The organism is Kitasatospora atroaurantiaca, from assembly GCF_007828955.1.
Lineage (GTDB): Bacteria > Actinomycetota > Actinomycetes > Streptomycetales > Streptomycetaceae > Kitasatospora > Kitasatospora atroaurantiaca.
Map to the genome: position 1 here is coordinate 1,445,140 of NZ_VIVR01000001.1, position 16,349 is coordinate 1,461,488.

At 72.5% G+C, this 16,349-nt stretch carries 15 protein-coding genes; 10 read left to right on the forward strand and 5 right to left on the reverse strand.

What is annotated here, in order from left to right:
* Positions 1-33: 33 nt before the first annotated feature.
* Both FB465_RS06525 and FB465_RS06530 read right to left on the reverse strand, forming a co-directional pair.
* Complete coding sequence (locus FB465_RS06525) at positions 34-1,176, reverse strand: acyl-CoA dehydrogenase family protein (protein WP_145788404.1); 1,143 nt, start codon at positions 1,174-1,176, stop codon at positions 34-36.
* Between the two features lie 37 nt (positions 1,177-1,213).
* On the reverse strand, positions 1,214-2,332 hold the full coding sequence (locus tag FB465_RS06530) for a CaiB/BaiF CoA transferase family protein (protein ID WP_246192543.1): 1,119 nt from the start codon (positions 2,330-2,332) through the stop codon (positions 1,214-1,216).
* 160 nt (positions 2,333-2,492) lie between these two features.
* On the opposite strand from FB465_RS06530, the gene FB465_RS06535 reads away from it, so the two are divergent.
* The 4 genes from FB465_RS06535 to FB465_RS06550 all read left to right on the forward strand — a co-directional run bounded on the left by FB465_RS06535 (position 2,493) and on the right by FB465_RS06550 (position 5,759).
* Positions 2,493-2,756 carry a DUF1876 domain-containing protein gene (locus FB465_RS06535; RefSeq protein WP_145788406.1) on the forward strand — a complete coding sequence of 88 codons (264 nt, stop codon included), beginning with the start codon at positions 2,493-2,495 and terminating at the stop codon, positions 2,754-2,756.
* A 388-nt stretch (positions 2,757-3,144) separates the two neighbouring features.
* On the forward strand, positions 3,145-4,371 hold the full coding sequence (locus tag FB465_RS06540; RefSeq protein ID WP_145788408.1) for a sensor histidine kinase: 1,227 nt from the start codon (positions 3,145-3,147) through the stop codon (positions 4,369-4,371).
* Positions 4,371-5,039 (forward strand): response regulator transcription factor, encoded by a 669-nt coding sequence (locus FB465_RS06545; protein ID WP_145797176.1) that lies wholly within the window; start codon positions 4,371-4,373, stop codon positions 5,037-5,039. Before FB465_RS06540 ends, FB465_RS06545 begins: the two co-directional genes overlap by 1 nt.
* A 72-nt stretch (positions 5,040-5,111) precedes the next feature.
* On the forward strand, positions 5,112-5,759 hold the full coding sequence (locus FB465_RS06550) for a Pr6Pr family membrane protein (protein WP_145788410.1): 648 nt from the start codon (positions 5,112-5,114) through the stop codon (positions 5,757-5,759).
* 47 nt (positions 5,760-5,806) lie between these two features.
* Here the strand turns inward: FB465_RS06550 and FB465_RS06555 are convergent, their stop codons facing one another.
* Positions 5,807-7,414: an ABC-F family ATP-binding cassette domain-containing protein gene (locus FB465_RS06555; protein WP_145788417.1), complete on the reverse strand. Its 1,608-nt coding sequence runs from the start codon at positions 7,412-7,414 to the stop codon at positions 5,807-5,809.
* A gap of 276 nt (positions 7,415-7,690) precedes the next feature.
* On the opposite strand from FB465_RS06555, the gene FB465_RS06560 reads away from it, so the two are divergent.
* The 3 genes from FB465_RS06560 to FB465_RS06570 all read left to right on the forward strand — a co-directional run bounded on the left by FB465_RS06560 (position 7,691) and on the right by FB465_RS06570 (position 10,704).
* Complete coding sequence (locus FB465_RS06560) at positions 7,691-9,328, forward strand: ABC-F family ATP-binding cassette domain-containing protein (protein ID WP_145788421.1); 1,638 nt, start codon at positions 7,691-7,693, stop codon at positions 9,326-9,328.
* 41 nt (positions 9,329-9,369) lie between these two features.
* Positions 9,370-10,047 (forward strand): nitroreductase family protein, encoded by a 678-nt coding sequence (locus tag FB465_RS06565; RefSeq protein ID WP_145788423.1) that lies wholly within the window; start codon positions 9,370-9,372, stop codon positions 10,045-10,047.
* A 63-nt stretch (positions 10,048-10,110) separates the two neighbouring features.
* The gene (locus tag FB465_RS06570) at positions 10,111-10,704 is read left to right on the forward strand and encodes a GNAT family N-acetyltransferase (protein WP_145788426.1); all 594 of its coding nucleotides are present in this window, start codon (positions 10,111-10,113) and stop codon (positions 10,702-10,704) included.
* A 51-nt stretch (positions 10,705-10,755) separates the two neighbouring features.
* On the opposite strand, the gene FB465_RS06575 is transcribed toward FB465_RS06570, so the two are convergent.
* Positions 10,756-11,712, reverse strand: coding sequence for an aldo/keto reductase (locus FB465_RS06575; protein ID WP_145788427.1), 957 nt, complete (start codon positions 11,710-11,712; stop codon positions 10,756-10,758).
* A gap of 137 nt (positions 11,713-11,849) precedes the next feature.
* Here FB465_RS06575 and FB465_RS06580 point away from each other — a divergent pair, with 137 nt between their 5' ends.
* The 3 genes from FB465_RS06580 (at position 11,850) to FB465_RS06590 (ending at position 15,428) form a co-directional block, all read left to right on the forward strand.
* Complete coding sequence (locus FB465_RS06580) at positions 11,850-12,734, forward strand: NAD(P)-dependent oxidoreductase (protein WP_246192544.1); 885 nt, start codon at positions 11,850-11,852, stop codon at positions 12,732-12,734.
* Positions 12,735-12,954: 220 nt separating this feature from the next.
* Positions 12,955-14,454: a carbohydrate binding domain-containing protein gene (locus FB465_RS36755; protein ID WP_145788429.1), complete on the forward strand. Its 1,500-nt coding sequence runs from the start codon at positions 12,955-12,957 to the stop codon at positions 14,452-14,454.
* 92 nt (positions 14,455-14,546) lie between these two features.
* Positions 14,547-15,428: an SCO6745 family protein gene (locus tag FB465_RS06590; protein WP_145788431.1), complete on the forward strand. Its 882-nt coding sequence runs from the start codon at positions 14,547-14,549 to the stop codon at positions 15,426-15,428.
* Between the two features lie 56 nt (positions 15,429-15,484).
* On the opposite strand, the gene FB465_RS06595 is transcribed toward FB465_RS06590, so the two are convergent.
* Positions 15,485-16,135 carry a LysE family translocator gene (locus FB465_RS06595; protein WP_145788433.1) on the reverse strand — a complete coding sequence of 217 codons (651 nt, stop codon included), beginning with the start codon at positions 16,133-16,135 and terminating at the stop codon, positions 15,485-15,487.
* Positions 16,136-16,349: the final 214 nt, after the last annotated feature.

The window sequence follows — 16,349 nt, forward strand, 5'->3', positions numbered from 1 at the left end:
ACCGAGGTCGTAGCCGTGGTCATAGCCGTGGTCTTAGCCGAGGAGGGAGCGGCCGATGATCTCTTTCATGATCTCGGTGGTCCCGCCGTAGATGGTCTGGATGCGGCCGTCGGTGAAGGCCTTGGCGACCGGGTACTCGGTCATGTAGCCGTAGCCGCCGTGGAGTTGGAGACAGCGGTCGGCGGTGCGCTTCTGGAGTTCGGTGGCCCACCACTTGGCCATCGAGGCGTCGGCCGGGGTGAGCGCGTAGCGTCCCAGTTCGATGATGCAACGGTCCACGAAGGTCCGGGTGACGGCGCACTCGGTGGCGATCTCGGCGATCTCGAACCGGACGTGCTGGAGCTTGGCGAGCGGACGGCCGAAGGCCTCGCGCTGCCTGACGTACTCGGTGGTGAGCTCCAGCAGGTGCTCGGCGCCGGCGATCGCGGAGACGGCGATCGCGAGCCGCTCCTGCGCCAGGTTCTGCATCAGGTGGAGGAAGGCGCCGTGCTCGGTGCCGAGCAGGTTGGCCTTGGGGACGCGGACGTCGTTGAAGAACAGCTCGGCGGTGTCCTGGGCCTTCTGGCCGATCTTGTCCAGGTTGCGGCCGCGTTCGAACCCGGGCATCCCGCGCTCGACGACCAGCAGGCTGAGCCCCTTGGAGCCGCCCTCCAGCGTGGTCTTGGCGACCACCACGACCAGGTCGGCCAGGATGCCGTTGGAGATGAAGGTCTTGGCGCCGTTGAGCAGGTAGTGGTCACCCTGGTCGACCGCGCCGGTACGGATCCCCTGCAGGTCCGATCCGGCGCCCGGCTCGGTCATCGCGATGGCCGTGATCAGCTCGCCGCTGCAGAAGCCCGGCAGCCAGCGCCGCTTCTGCTCCTCGGTGGCGAGGGAGGTCAGGTAGGGGCCGATGATGTCGTTGTGCAGGCCGACGGCGAGCCCGCTGACTCCGGCGCGGGTGAACTCCTCGGCCAGGACGGCGGCGTAGCGGAAGTCCGGCTCGCCCCCGCCGCCGTACTCCTCGGGCACGGCGAGCCCGAGCAGGCCCTGCTTCCCGGCGGCCAGCCAGGCGGCCCGGTCCACGATGCCCGCCTGCTCCCAGCGGTCGTGGTGCGGCAGCACCTCCTTGGCCAGGAAGGCCTTGACGGTCTCCCGGAAGGCCTCGTGGTCCTCGGTGTAGAGCTCGCGTTGCACGGAGATCTCCTTTGATGTCGTTACGCGAGGGCGGTCGTCAGCCCAGGTGCGGCAGGTCCCAGTCCCGGGCGACCTCGGCGGTGTCCGCGCCGGGTCGGGCGGGCGGTCGGCGCAGCGCGCCCGGCGTGGCGGAGAAGCGCGGGGCGGGCGCGGGCTGGGTAACGCCGTCCCGGGTGGTGTAGGTGCCGCGTGCCTTGAGGTGTTCGTGGTCGGCGGCCTCGCCGAGGGTGAGCACCGGCGAGGTGCAGGCGTCGGTGCCTTCGAAGAGCTCCGTCCACTCGGCCCGGGTCCGGGTGGCGAATCGGGCGGCGATCTCGGCGCGCAGCTCCGGCCAGCGGGCGGTGTCGTACTGGCCGGGGGCGTCCTCGCCCAGGCCCAGCAGCTTGGCGAACTCGGCGTAGAACTGGGGCTCCAGCGCGCCGACGGCCATGTGGCCGCCGTCGGCGGTCCGGTACACGGAGTACCAGGGGGCACCGCCGTCCAGCAGGTTGGTGCCGCGCCGGTCCTGCCAGAGGCCGGTGGCGCGCAGGCCCCAGAGCATCGAGGTGAGGTGGGCTGCGCCGTCCACGATGGCGGCGTCCACCACCTGTCCGGTGCCGGTGGCGCGGGCGTGGTGCAGGCCGGCCAGCAGGCCCACCACCAGGTAGAGCGACCCGCCGGCGTAGTCGCCGAGCAGGTTGGCGGGGATGGCCGGGGGCCGGTCGGGCTCGCCGATCAGGCCGAGCACCCCGGCGGTGGCGGCGTACCCGATGTCGTGTCCGGCGCTGGGTGCCAGCGGGCCGTCCTGGCCCCAGCCGGTCATCCGGCCGTAGACCAGGGCGGGGTTGCGGGCCAGGCAGGCCTCGGGGCCGACGCCGAGCCGCTCGGCGACGCCGGGGCGGAAGCCCTCGATCAGCAGCTGGGCGCGCTCGACCAGGTCGAGCACCAGGCCGGGGCCCTCGGGGGCGCGCAGGTCGATGACCACGGAGCGCTTGTTGCGGTTGGTGACGTCGAAGGCCGGGTCCACACCGAGCGTCGGCGGCGTCGGGCGGTCCACCCGCACCACGTCCGCGCCCAGGTCTGCCAGGAGCATCGCGGCGAACGGTCCGGGCCCGATGCCCGCCAGTTCCACCACGCGCACCCCGGCCAGCGGCCCATGGCTGGTCGTCTCCGTCACCTGCTGCCCCCGAGAGAGGTTTGACAGTAAAGCTGTAACACTGGCGATGATAGGCAAGCGACCCGCCGGTAACAAGGGTGAGACGGGCTGGAGCTTGCGAGCAGCCCGGGGCGCGCACATGCTCTAAGTACCCGCTCCGACACCGATGGGGTGATCCGTCATGCACAACCACTGGATCATCGATCTGAACTTCGAGGAGGACGAGAACCGCACCGCCTGCACCGCGACCCTGAACGGGTTCAGCGCTCCGGGCGTCAAGGGTGTGGGGATCGCCCGGCGCAACCCCGACGACTCGCCCGACTCCACGATCGGTGAAGAGCTCGCCGCCGCGCGCGCCTGCTCCAACCTGGCCCACGAGCTCATCAACAAGGCCGCCTCCGGAATCGAGACCCGCACCCACGAAGCAGCCCACCTGATCTTCTGACCGCTCACCCTTGGCAGGACAGGCCCCGTTGACGCCTCGGCGCGAGCGTCGTAGCGTCTCCGGCGGCCTTCGGAGGCCCCGTCCGCCCCGCCTCCCAGCAGGCCGCCGACCACCGCGCCGTGACGGCCGGGGCGGTGGCGGCGGCCGGCTCGGCGAGCTTCGGTTTCAACGGCGCCTTCGGTAGTGCCAACCCCGCAGCGACCGCCATCACCCTGGGGGCACCGCCTGCACTGTGCTCTGACCCCTCGGGATGAGACCGGCTCCCCCGGGCGGGGGAGCCGGATCCCGACCAGGGCCGATGCATCGGCCGGGCACTCGGTGGCAGAGTCGCGCCCATGGACCTCTCCTCGACCGCGGCGTCCGCGGGGACCGACGTAGAGTCAGGGCGATGAGTGCACTGATCGGACGGCGGGCCGCGCTGCGCTGGGTGCACCTGGTGCTCGGCGGCGCCCTGCTGATGCCCTACTGGCTGCTCTCGCAGGTGCTGCTGTCCGTGGCCCTGCCGGGCGACGACGCCGCCCATCGGCTCGCACTGAACTTCGCCGCCTTCGCCCTGTCGCTGCCGATGGCCGCGATCACCGCGCTCGTCCCCGTGGTACGCGCACTCGAGGGCACTGCGGCACGTGCGCTGTGCGCAGGCGCCGCGGGCGAGTTGGCCAGTACGCCGTCCCACTCGTGGGCGGCCCGGCGGCGGACGGCCGCGTGGTTCGTGCTGCACCTGTTCCTCGGCGGCATCGTCAGCGGGATGTCCCTCGCGACGCCGCCCGCCGTGGTGGTGCTGCTGCTCTCCCCCATCGACTCGCTCGGCAACCCCGGGCGGAGCCTGATACGGCAGACCTACGGTGAGCTTCCTTCGGGGCTGCTGCTGGGCCCCGCCCTGCTGGCTCTGCTGCTCGCGGTGAACGCCGGCGCGGGGGCCCTGCTGGCGCGCAGCGCACCCGCCCTGCTCGGCCCGACGCCGGCCGAGCGCCTGGCGGCGGCGGAGCGGCGGGCCGTCGAGCTCGCCCGGCGCAACCGGCTGGCACGGGAGTTGCACGACTCGGTCGGGCACGCGCTGAGCGCGGTGTCCATTCAGGCGGCAGCGGCGGGGAAGGTCCTCGGGTCCGACCCGGAGTTCGCCGCCGAGGCCCTGCGGGCGATCGAGGAGACCGCACGTGCCGCGGTGGCCGAACTGGACACCGTCCTGGGGCTGCTGCGCGAGGAGCCGACGGGACCGGCCCCGGGAGCCGGGCCGACGCTCTCCGAACTCGGCGGCCTGCTGCGGCAGATGGGCCGGGCCGGGGTCGCGGTCGAGTCACTCGCCGGGCCCGGCCTGGCCGAGTTGCCGGCGGAGCTCTCGCGCGAGGCGTACCGGATCGTCCAGGAGGGACTGACCAATGTGCTGCGGCACGCCGGCCCGGTGCCGGCCAGGCTGCGGCTGGAGATACACGAGGGGCGGCTGGACGTGGAGTTGACCAATCCGATGGGCGCCGGGCGGCCGAGCCGTCCCGGGGGCGGGCGCGGCCTGCGCGGCGTGGCCGAACGGGCCACCGCTCTGCGCGGCGACTGCGCGGCCGGGCCGGACGGCGACACCTGGCGGCTGGCCGTCCGGCTGCCGATAGGGGGAAACCTGTGATCAGGGTGGTGGTCGCGGACGACGAGCGCCTGGTCCGGATGGGCCTGCGGGTCGTCCTGGACGCCGAGCCGGACCTGACCGTGGTCGGCGAGGCGCCCAACGGCGCCGAGGTGGTGCCGCTGGTCCGCGAGCTGCGGCCGGACGTGGTGCTGATGGACGTCCGGATGCCGGGGGTCGACGGCATCCGGGCCACCGAGCAACTGGTCGCCACGATGGAGCCGCCGCCCAGGATCCTGGTGGTCACCACCTTCGAGAACGACGACCACGTGTACGACGCGCTGCGCGCCGGGGCCGCCGGGTTCCTGCTGAAGCGCGCCAGGGCGGAGGAGATGGTGCAGGCCGTCCGGCTGGTGGCGCACGGCGACTCGCTGCTCTTCCCGTCCGCCGTCCGCGAGCTGGCGCTGCGCAGCCGTGAGCGTGGTGGTGAGCGCGGTGGTGAGCGCCGCCGCCCGCACGCCGGGCCGGTGTCGCGGCTGACCGACCGGGAGGGGCAGGTCCTGCGGCTGATGGCGGCCGGGCTGACCAACGGCGAGATCGCCGAACGGCTGGTGGTCAGCCCGGAGACGGTCAAGACGCACGTCGGGAGCGTGCTCGCCAAGCTGGGCGTACGGGACCGTACGCAGGCGGTGATCGTGGCGTACGAGTCCGGGTTCGTGCAGGCCGGATAGCTTCCGTCCGAAGGCTACCCATGGGTAGAGTTCGAAAAATCCGCGAACCGTACGACAAGAACTGGTGAACGCATGTCAGTCTGGACCCGCCCCGCACTCTGGTGGCGCCTTGCCATCGTGATCTCGGCCGGGCTCGGGCTGATCCTCGGCACCGCCTCGCTGGTGTACTTCACCATCGAGAGCAACGTCATCGTGCTCGGCTACTTCGCGGGCGCGGTCTACTGGATGGCCAGGCGCGGCACCACCGACGCCCCGGCGCCGCGACTGCGCGGAGCCGCGGTGCTCTACATCACGATCACCGGCCTGGTCGCCCACATCCTGCTCAACCACGGCGAGAACCCGCTGCCCGGCCTGGTCTCGGGCCCGGACCGGCTGCAGCACTGGTCGAGCTTCTTCCTGCACTACGTCACGCCGGTCATGGTGATGCTCGACTGGCTCTGCCTGAAGCCGCGGAACGCCTCGCAGTGGCGGGACCTGCCGGTCTGGCTCTCCTTCCCGCTCGGCTACGCCGGGCTGACGCTGCTGCGCGCGGCGGTCTTCCCGCACTTCCCCAACGCCTACCCGTACTTCTTCCTGGACCCGACGGAGAACGGCTACGGCTGGGTGGCCGGCCAGATCGTCCAGCTGACGGTGGAGTTCATCGCCCTCGGCGCAGCCGTGGTCGGCCTCGACCGGCTGGGCACGACGGTGGCCCGGAGGCTCAAGCCCGCCACCGCCTGACCCGCAGGTGGTGACGGAGGGGCCTCCGTCACCACCCTGACCGGTCCCTACATCGGGTCGATCGTCCGCAGCTCGCCGTCCAGCTCCAGCCAGCGCGTGATCCCGAGCCCTCGCAGGAACGGCAGGTCGTGGCTGGCCACGATCAGCGCGCCCCGGTAGGCGGCGAGCGCCTGGGTGAGCTGGCGGACGCTGGCGAGGTCGAGGTTGTTGGTCGGCTCGTCCAGCATCAGCAGCTGCGGCGGCGGGTCCGCGAGCAGCAGGGCGGCCAGCGTCGCCCGGAAGCGCTCGCCGCCGGAGAGCGTGCCCGCGAGCTGGTCGGCGCGCCCGCCCCGGAACTGGAAGCGGGCCAGCCGTGCCCTGATCGCGTTGTCGTCGGCCGCCGGGGCGTACGACTTCACGTTGCCCACCACGGTCAGCCCGTCGTCCAGCAGGTCCAGACGCTGCGGCAGGTGGCGCAGCGGTACGGGCGTGCTGATCTCCCCTTCCAGCGGGCCGATCTCGCCCGCGACGGCTCGTAGCAGGGTGGACTTGCCCGACCCGTTGCGGCCCACCAGGGCGACCCGCTCCGGACCGCGCAGCTCCAGGTGGGCCCGGGTGCCGTACGGGAGGCGGACGTGGTCGAGGTTCAGCACCGTCCGCCCGGCCGGGACCGCGGTGCGCGGCAGGTCGATGCGGATCTCCGCGTCGTCGCGGACGGCCTCCTCGGCCGCCGTCAGCCGCTCCTTCGCCTCGGTCAGGCGCTCGGTGTGCATGCCGCGCACCCGGCCGGCCGTCTCCTGGGCCTGCCGCTTGAGCTTGCCGGAGATGATCTTCGGGTCGTTGCGGCTCTCCGAGCGCTTCTTCCCGTAGCTCGCGCTGCGCTCCAGCTTGGTGCGGGCCTCGATCAAGTCCCGCTTCTGCCGCTGGACATCGGCCTCGGCCACCCGGACCAGCCGCTCGGCGGTCTCCTGCTGGGCGGCGACCGTCCGCTCGTAGTCGGCGAAGTTGCCGCCGTACCAGGTGACCGAGCCCGCCCGCAGGTCGGCGATCTGGTCGACGTGCTGCAGCAACTCGCGGTCGTGGCTGACGATCACCATCACGCCGTGCCAGCTCGCCACGGCCTCGTAGAGGAGTGAACGGGCGTGCCGGTCCAGGTTGTTGGTCGGCTCGTCGAGCAGCAGAACGTCCGGGCGGCGCAGCAGCAGGGCCGCGAGATGCAGCAGCACCGCCTCACCCCCGGAGAGCTCCCCGGTGGTGCGGTCCAGGTCCAGGCGGGCCAGGCCGAGCCGGTCGAGGGTCGCGCGGGCGCGCTCCTCGACGTCCCAGTCGTCCCCGACGGCCGCGTAATGCCGCTCGTCGGTATCACCGGACTCGATGGCGTGCAGGGCCTCGCGGGCCGCCCGGATGCCGAGCGCCTCGTCGACCCTCTGGGTGGTGTCGAGGGTGAGGTCCTGCGGCAGGTAGCCGAGCTCGCCGCCGACCCGGACGGTGCCGGAGGCCGGGGTGAGCTCGCCCGCCAGCAGGCGGAGCAGGGTGGACTTGCCGGCGCCGTTGAGGCCGATCAGGCCGGTGCGGCCGGGGCCCACCGCGAGGTGGAAGCCGTCGAGCACGGTGGTGCCGTCGGGCCAGTCGAAGCCCAGGTCGGTGCAGAGGATGGAGGTGGTCGGTTGAGCCATGGATGGCCTCCCGGGGTGGTTGCTGTGGCGGACGAGGTAGCAACACGGGAGACACCGCGGGTGCGGGACAAAGATCTCGGGAGATCAACTCACCACTGAGGTCGCACGCACGCTCACACGCCGCGCTCGGAACGGCGCGGGGGGCGGTGTCTCATGACCTCAGTAGAGCAACGGCCTTCTCCAGTCTTCCTCTGCTTGCAGGGCCGGGATCGAAGGTAGGGGAGCCGTTGCGGGCCCGCAAAGGGTTTTCCGGAGGCCCATTAGGATCGGGGCATCATGAGCGCCACTCTCGTAGTCAAGGACCTGAGCGCCGGCCACGGCGACCGCACCCTCTTCTCCGGCCTGGACCTGGTCGTCGCCCCCGGCGACGTGATCGGTCTGGTCGGGGCGAACGGGGCCGGCAAGTCGACACTGCTGCGGCTGCTGGCCGGGCTGGACACTCCCGAGGGCGGTTCGCTCAGGCTGAGCCCGCCGACGGCCAACGTCGGCCACCTGCCGCAGGAGCCCGAGCGCCGTCCGGGCGAGTCGGTCCGCGACTTCCTGGCCCGCCGTACCGGCGTCGCGGCCGCGCAGGCGGCGCTGGACGAGGCGACCGAGGGCCTGGTCGAGGGTCGCCCCGGCGCGGACGACGCGTACGCCGCCGGCCTGGACCGCTGGCTGGATCTCGGCGGCGCCGACCTGGAGGAGCGGGCGGAGGAGGTCGCCGGCTCGCTCGGGCTCAAGGTGAGCCTGGACCTGCCGATGACGGCGCTCTCCGGCGGCCAGGCGGCCCGCGCCGGGCTGGCCTCGCTGCTGCTCTCCCGGTACGACGTCTTCCTGCTGGACGAGCCCACCAACGACCTCGACCTGGACGGGCTCGACCGCCTGGAGTCCTTCGTGAAGGGCCTGCGCGCCGGCACGGTGGTGATCAGCCACGACCGCGAGTTCCTGGCCCGTACCGTCACCCGGGTGCTGGAGCTGGACCTCGCCCAGCAGCAGATCAACCTCTACGGCGGCGGCTACGAGGCGTACCTGGAGGAGCGGGCGGTCGCCCGTCGGCACGCCCGCGAGGAGTACGAGGAGTACGCCGACACCAAGGCGGGCCTGGAGGCGCGGGCCCGGATGCAACGCGGCTGGATGGAGCACGGCGTGCGCAACGCCCGCCGCAAGTCCGGCGACAACGACAAGATGGGCCGCGCGATGCGCGCCGAGTCGACCGAGAAGCAGGCCTCCAAGGCCCGGCAGACCCAGCGCATGATCGAGCGCCTGGACGTGGTCGACGAGCCCCGCAAGGAGTGGGAGCTGCGGATGGAGATCGCCACCGCGCCGCGCTCCGGCTCGGTGGTGGCCACCCTGCGCGGGGCCTCGGTGCAGCGCGGCGACTTCGCCCTCGGCCCGGTGGACCTGCAGATCGACTGGGCGGACCGGATCGCCATCACCGGCGCCAACGGCGCGGGCAAGTCCACGCTGCTGGCCGCGCTGCTCGGGCGGCTCGAACCGGACGGCGGGAGCTCGTCCCTGGGCTCGGGCGTGGTGGTCGGGGAGGTCGACCAGGCGCGCGGTCTGTTCCTGGGGGACGAGCCGCTGGCGGAGGCGTTCGCGGCGGCGGTGCCGGACCTCTCGCCGGAGGAGGTCCGCACGCTGCTGGCCAAGTTCGGGCTGAAGGCCGCGCACGTCCTGCGCCAGGCCGCCACCCTCTCCCCCGGCGAGCGGACCAGGGCGGCCCTGGCCCTGCTGCAGGCGCGCGGGGTGAACCTGCTGGTGCTCGACGAGCCGACCAACCACCTGGACCTGCCTGCCATCGAGCAGCTGGAGTCGGCGCTCGCCTCGTACACCGGCACGCTGCTGCTGGTGACGCACGACCGGCGGATGCTGGAGGCGGTGACGGTCAACCGGCGGATCGAGGTCGCGAATGGTCTGGTCCACGAGCGCTGAGGCCTTCCGCTGCGGGGACGTCATGTGCTCTGCTGGAGAGCATGGTTGACAGTGCATCGGCAGCGGCCTCGTCGTACCCGACCGTGCCGCTCCGGCCCATGACGGTGCCCGCCCACGAGGCTGCGGCCCGCAGCAGGTCCTTCCACGACGTGATGGCCAGGCGCCGGACCGTCCGCGACTACTCGACCCGTCCGATCCCGGACGAGGTCCTCGAGTGGGCGGTCCGTACGGCGTCAACCGCCCCCAGCGGGGCGCACGTTCAGCCCTGGCGGTTCGTGGTGGTCACCGACCCCGAGCGCAAGCGCCGGCTGCGCGAGGCGGCCGAGGCGGAGGAGCGCGAGTTCTACGCGCACCGGGCCTCCGAGGAGTGGCTCGCCGCGCTGGCGCCGATCGGGACGGACTGGCACAAGCCCTTCCTCGAGGACGCCCCGGCGGTGATCGTGGTGTTCGAGGTGCACAAGGGCCCCGGCTCGCCCCGCCCCTACTACACCAAGGAGTCCGTCGGCATCGCCGTCGGCCTGCTGCTGGCGACCCTGCACCAGGCCGGGCTGGCCACCCTCACCCACACCCCGAGCCCGATGCGCTTCCTCAACGAGGTGTGCGAACGGCCGGCGGAGGAGCGGGCGGCGTACGTGATCCCGGTCGGCTACCCGGCCGACGGCGCGCGGGTACCCGACCTGCACCGCAAACCGCTGGACGAGGTGCTGGTCCGGCTCTGACGGCCTGACAGCACCCGGACAAAACCGCTGGTGAGCATCGTCGGTGACAGGGATAATCCGGCTATGAGCCACACCACCCAAGAGGCCACCCCCTCCCCCATCACGCACGGCCGCCCACCCGAGGTGATCGCGATCGCGGGCGGGGTGTCGCTGCGCCGCCGTGCGCTCGCGGACGCTCCGGAGCTGAACACCGCGGTGACCGCCAACCTCGACCACCTGCGGCCGTGGATGGAGTGGGCCGTCTCGGCGCCCACCCTCGCGCACACCACGGAGATGGCCCAGGCCGGTGTCGAAGCATGGGACGCGGGCACCGACTTCATGTACCTCGCCGGGCTGGACGCCCGGCCGGGCAGTGTGATCGGCGCCTTCGGCCTGCACGGGCGGATCGGCGCGGGCGCACTGGAGATCGGCTACTGGGTGGCCGCCGACCACGCCGGCCGGGGCATCGCGACCGCCGCGGCCGGGGCGCTGACCGCGTCCGCGCTGGCCCTGCCGGGCATCGAGCGGGTGGAGATCCACTGCGACGAGGGCAACGCGGCCAGCGCCGCCGTCCCGCGCAAGCTCGGCTACCGGCTCGACCGGGTGGTGGACTTCGAACCCACCGCCCCGGCCGAGACCGGGCGGAAGCTGATCTGGATCAGGACGCGAGCGTCCTGATCGGTGTCCGGTGGTTCCCCGGGCTCTGATGCCCGGGGAACCACCGTCCGGTCAGTACCGCCCGCCGACCGGCGCCGGCAGCGCGTCCAGCTCGGCCAGGTCCGCGGCGGTCAGCGTGAGCTCGGCCGCGGCCGCATTGTCCGCCAGGTACTTGGGCGTCTTGGTGCCCGGGATCGGCACCACGTACCGTCCCTGCCCGACCACCCAGGCGAGCGCCACCTGAGCCGCCGTGGCGCCCGTGCGGGCGGCGATCTGCTGCACCTTCTCGACCAGCGCCAGGTTGGCCTGCAGCGCCTCGGCCTGGAAGCGCGGCAGGGTGGAGCGCCAGTCGTCGGCCGGCAGCTCTGCCGCAGAGCTGAAGCGACCGGTCAGGAAGCCCCGGCCGAGCGGCGAGTACGGCAGGAACGCGATGCCCTGCTCCTCGGTGTAGGGGAGCACCTCCGCCAGCGGGTCCCTGGTCCACAGCGACAGCTCGGACTGCACCGAGGCGACCGGGTGGACGGCCTGCGCCCGCTTGATCTGCTCGACCGTCACCTCCGAGAGACCGATCCGCAGCGCCTTGCCCGCCTGGACCGCCTCGGCGAGCGCGCCCCAGGTCTCCTCGATCGGCACCTCGGGGTCGACCCGGTGCAGCTGGTAGAGGTCGACATGGTCGGTGCCCAGCCGGCGCAGGCTGTCGTCGATCGCCCGCCGGACGTGCTCCGGACGGCCGTCGTTGCCCACCCGCGCACCGCCGGTGCCCGGGACGAGGCCGACCTTGGTCGCCAGCACGGCCCGCTCGCGGTACGGCGGGGTGAGCGCACGGCCGACCAGCTCCTCGTTGTCGTACGGACCGTAGATGTCCGCCGTGTCGATGAGCGTCACGCCGAGGTCCAGCGCCGAGCGCAGCACCTCGACCGAGGTCGTGTCGTCCCGGCCGTTCGGGTCGTACGCCCAGGTCATGCCCATGCAGCCGAGGCCGATCACGCCGACCTCGGGGCCATTGCTGCCGAGTGTGGTGGTACGCATGAGTGTTGCTCCTTCGGGGTGCGGCGGGTCGTGGGCTCCACCCTGCCCCTTGGAGTGCACTCGAGGTCAAGCCCGGCTCGCCCGCGCGGGGTGACGTACAGTCAGGGTGATCACGTGCCGAGGCGGAGGAGCGAGCGGTGACCGTGCAGAAGGTGGGCTTCGTCGGTCTCGGTGCGATGGGGCGCGGTATGGCGGCCAACCTGCTCCGGGCCGGCTTCCAGGTCCAGGTGTGGAACCGCTCTCCGGAGCCGGTCCGCGCCCTGACCGAGCAGGGCGCCACGGCGGCGGCGGACCTCGCCGAGGTCTTCGCCAACGAGGTCGTCGTCTCGATGCTCCCCGACGACGCCACGGTCGACGCCGTGCTCCACGACCCGGCCCTGCTCGCGGCCGCGCGGGCGTCCGTGCACGTCAACATGGCCACGGTCTCCCTCGAGCTCGCCCGCCGCGCGACCGCGCTGCACGCCGAGCACGGGGTCGGCTATGTCGCCGCGCCCGTGCTCGGGCGGCCGATGGTGGCGGCGGCTGGGGAGCTCAACATCCTCGCCGCCGGTCCCGACGCGCTGCTGGACCGGGTGGAACCGCTGTTCGCGGCCATGGGCCGGCGCACCTGGCGGCTCGGCACGGAGCCGCTGCAGGCCAACACCGCCAAGATCAGCACCAACTTCCTGCTGGCCTGCGCCATCGAGTCGCTGGCCGAGGCCTGCAGCCTGGCCGAGGCCAACGGCGTCCGGCCGACCGACCTGGTCGAGATGCTCACCGGCACCGTCTTCCCCGGCCCGATCTACTCGGGGTACGGCGCGATGGTCGCCGAACGGCGCTACGACCCCGCCGGCTTCCGTCTGGCCCTGGGCCTCAAGGACGTCAACCTCGCGCTCGCCGCCGGCGCCGAGACCCACGTGCCGCTCCCCTTCGGCAGCGTCCTGCGCGACGCCTTCCTCGACGCGGTCGCCCACGGCGACGCCGACCGCGACTGGTCCGCCGTCGCCGAGGCGACCCGCCGCCGCGCGGGTCTCCCGGCCTGACCTCGCCCCCACCGCTTCAGCTCCGCTTCGAACCTTAAGGCTGGCGTAAACCGCGCCCGGGGTTCTTGACGTGCCCAGTTGGTCTAGTCCATTTTGAAGTCAAGGCACCACGCCCGTGCACCGCGCTCACGCACGTTCAGGACCACTCCACAGCCCGTCACCTGTGCACCCCCACGACCAGCGCCGGGTGGCGACGGCACCGTCCCGAAAGGCACCCCACATGCCACGCGCGCTCAATCACCATGCCGCCCCACGGCGGGCGAAACTCATACCTCTCGGCTGCGCCGCCGCCCTCGCGGCGGGCGCGCTGACCACCCTGGCCGTCAGCGCCAACGCCGCCGACGGCAATCTGCTCGCCAACCCCGGCTTCGAGAGCGGATCGCTCGGCAGCTGGAGCTGCTCGGCCGGCACCGGGTCCGTCGTCAACAGCCCCGCACACTCCGGTTCTTACGCACTCAAGGGGGCCGCGAGCAACAGCGACACCGCCCAGTGCAGCCAGACCGTCAGCGTGCAGCCGAACACCAAGTACTCGCTGAGCGCCTGGGTCCAGGGCCAGTACGTGTACCTGGGCGCGACGGGCGCCGGGGTGACCGATCCGGCCACCTGGACGCCCGGCGGCAGCAGTTGGCAGCAGCTCAGCACCAGCTTCACCACCGGCGCGAGCACCACCAGCGTCACGGTCTACCTGCACGGCTGGTACGGGCAGGGCGCCTACCTCGCCGACGACGTCGTGCTGAGCGGCCCGGGCGCTCCCCCGCCGACCACGCCGCCGCCGACCAGCAGCTCCCCGTCACCGTCCCCCTCCCCCACGGCGACGCAGACCCAGACCCCGCCGCCCAACGTGGCCGTCCCGGTGGCCCCGTACGTCGACATGGGCGCCTGGCCGACTCCCGTACTCACGGACATGGCGAGCCGCGGCAACCTCAAGTCGTTCACCCTGGCCTTCGTCACCTCGGTCGGCTGCAAGGCCAGCTGGTTCAACGCGTACGATCCGCGCAGCGGCTGGGCCAAGGACCAGGTGGACGCGATCCGGGCCGCCGGCGGGGACGTCAAGATCTCCTTCGGCGGCGCCTCCGGCACCGAACTCGCCGCCGCCTGCGGCACGGTGGACTCGCTGTTCGCCGAGTACGACGCCGTGGTGAAGGCCTACAACCTCACGTACGTCGACTTCGACATCGAGGGCGCGGCGGTCGCCGACAAAGCCTCCAACGACCGCCGCTCGGCCGCACTCGCCAAGCTCCAGCAGGCGCACCCCGGCCTGAAGGTCTCGCTCACCCTGCCCGTCCTACCGGAGGGCCTGACCGCCGACGGCGTGAGCATCGTCCGCTCGGCCCGGGACGCCGGGGTGAACGTCGACCTGGTCAACGTGATGGCGATGGACTACGGACGGCCGAGCAGCGACTACGGCGACGCGGCCGTCCAGGCCGGGCAGAGCACCCACGACCAGCTCAAGACGCTCTACCCCGCCAAGACCGACGCCCAGCTGTGGAGGCTGACCGGCGTGACCCCGATGCTCGGGGAGAACGACGACCACCAGATCTACAACCAGGCGGACGCCCAGCAGTTGGTGGCCTTCGCCAAGCAGCACCACCTCGGCGTGCTGGCCTTCTGGGAGATGTCCCGGGACGCCAACGCGTGCACCGGTGCACTGTACAAGTGCACCAACATCCCGCAGACGCCGTACGAGTTCTCGAAGATCTTTGCCCAGTACGCGGGCTGACTGATCGTCATTCGAAATGGCCGCCCGGTAGAGTACGCCTCTACCGGGCGGCACTCGTCGCACCGCTCGCCGATCAGGTTCAGGGGGCTGCCGTGACAGAGGACCGAGCGCTGCCGCGGACGGTGTGGCACCACTTCGAAGCGGTGCACGCGGTGCTGTACTTCGCGCCCGAGGCCTTCGCCGAGGCAGCGGCCCTCGGGTACGACGTCGAGAGCCGCTGGCCCAGCTACTTCGCCTGGCGCGCGGCTCCGCTGGGGGCCGCGAGCCGCGAACTGGTGACGGCGGCCTTCTACAGCTTCAGCCCGGACACGGTCGCCCGGTACATCCCGGCGGCCTGGTCGACGGCGGACCCGGCGAAGGTGCTGGAGGCGCGGTGGCGGGCCGTGGACCGGACGTACCGGGCCCTGTTCGGCGCCCAGGTCGACGGGCCCGAGCTCGCCGAACTCGCCCGGCTGGCGCGGACCGCCGCCGAGGCCGCGGTCACCGCCGGCCGGCCGCTCGCCGCCGCCAACGCGGCGCTGGACTGGCCCGAGGAGCCGCATCTCGCACTCTGGCACGCCGTGACGATCCTGCGCGAGCACCGCGGCGACGGCCATCTCGCGGCCCTGCTCGCCGCCGGTCTCGACCCGTGCGAGTCGCTGGTCTCCTTCGCCGGGATCGGCGCCGCACCGGACGAGGCGTTCGCCGGGCGGGGCTGGAGCGCGGAGGAGTGGGCCGGCGCCCGGGAGCGCCTGACGGCCCGCGGCTGGCTGGACGCGGAGGGCCGGGCGACCGAGCTCGGCCGGGCCGGGCGCAACGAGGTCGAGCGGCTCACGGACCAGCTGGCGGCCGGGCCCTGGGAGGCGCTGGGGGCGGCCGGGGCGGCCCGTTTCGTGGAGCTCGTCCTGCCGCTGTTCGTCGCGGTCCTGCAGTCCGGGCTGCTGCCCATGCAGGGCACGCTGGGGATCGGAAGCGTCCCCGCACCGACCTGGTGAGCCATCGAGGAGCACCGGCCTGGTGAGTCCTCCGGGAGCACCGGGCTGGTGACCCCTCAGGGGGCGGCGAGCACCACGCGTGAGCGGTCGGCGGCGATCCGTACGGCGAACGCGGCCAGGGCGGTGCCCATCGCGTAGCGGTGCACCCGCTGCCAGAGCGGACGGCGGGCGAAGAAGGCGGAGACCGAGCCGGCCGTCAGGACGAAGAAGGTGTTCCCGGTCAGGCCCACGGCGATCTGGGTCAGGCCCAACAGCAGGCTCTGCAGTGCCACATGGCCGCGCTGCGGGTCGACGAACTGCGGCAGCAGCGAGACGTACAGGATCGCGAGCTTGGGGTTGAGCAGGCAGGTGAGCAGGCCCATCAGGAACAGCCGGCCGGGACGGTCGGCGGCCAGCTCCTTCGGGGTGAAGGCCGACCTGCCACCAGGCCGGACGGCCTTCCAGGCCAGCCAGAGCAGGTAGCCGGCGCCGACCAGCTTGATCGTCAGATAGATCTCCGGGACGAGCGCGAAGACGGTCGCGATCCCGGCGGTGACCGCGACCAGGTAGGTGAGGAAGCCGAGACCGACGCCCGCGAGCGAGATCAGCCCGGCCCGGCGGCCCTGGGCCACAGAGCGGGAGACGAGGTAGATCATGTTCGGGCCCGGCGTGAGCACCATCCCCAGTGACACCGCTGCGATGCCCGCTATCGCTCCAACGCCGATCACACCGTCCCCCTCATCCGCTGGCATGCATACCGCTGACCTGCGTACCGCCCGTGAAACTAACACCTCCACGCATCTCTTCGCGCATGTATTCGACTCCGCCGGGAGCGTGGCGTGCGCGGTGAGAACCTCTTCGAGCCCGCTCCCCCGGCAGGGTCTTGTCAAGTCGGCCGTTTTGAGGTATATGGACCGGTAAGGACGGATACAGGAGTCGGGG

Excerpts from the sequence above, each read along its gene's own strand:
- FB465_RS06565 (WP_145788423.1), top strand. The coding sequence starts at position 9,370 with ATGGTTGACAGTGCATCGGCAGCGGCCTCGTCGTACCCGACCGTGCCG.
- FB465_RS06570 (WP_145788426.1), top strand. The coding sequence starts at position 10,111 with ATGAGCCACACCACCCAAGAGGCCACCCCCTCCCCCATCACGCACGGC.
- FB465_RS06550 (WP_145788410.1), top strand. The coding sequence starts at position 5,112 with ATGTCAGTCTGGACCCGCCCCGCACTCTGGTGGCGCCTTGCCATCGTG.
- FB465_RS06555 (WP_145788417.1), bottom strand. The coding sequence starts at position 7,414 with ATGGCTCAACCGACCACCTCCATCCTCTGCACCGACCTGGGCTTCGAC.
- FB465_RS06540 (WP_145788408.1), top strand. The coding sequence starts at position 3,145 with ATGAGTGCACTGATCGGACGGCGGGCCGCGCTGCGCTGGGTGCACCTG.
- FB465_RS36755 (WP_145788429.1), top strand. The coding sequence starts at position 12,955 with ATGCCACGCGCGCTCAATCACCATGCCGCCCCACGGCGGGCGAAACTC.
- FB465_RS06575 (WP_145788427.1), bottom strand. The coding sequence starts at position 11,712 with ATGCGTACCACCACACTCGGCAGCAATGGCCCCGAGGTCGGCGTGATC.
- FB465_RS06535 (WP_145788406.1), top strand. The coding sequence starts at position 2,493 with ATGCACAACCACTGGATCATCGATCTGAACTTCGAGGAGGACGAGAAC.
- FB465_RS06560 (WP_145788421.1), top strand. The coding sequence starts at position 7,691 with ATGAGCGCCACTCTCGTAGTCAAGGACCTGAGCGCCGGCCACGGCGAC.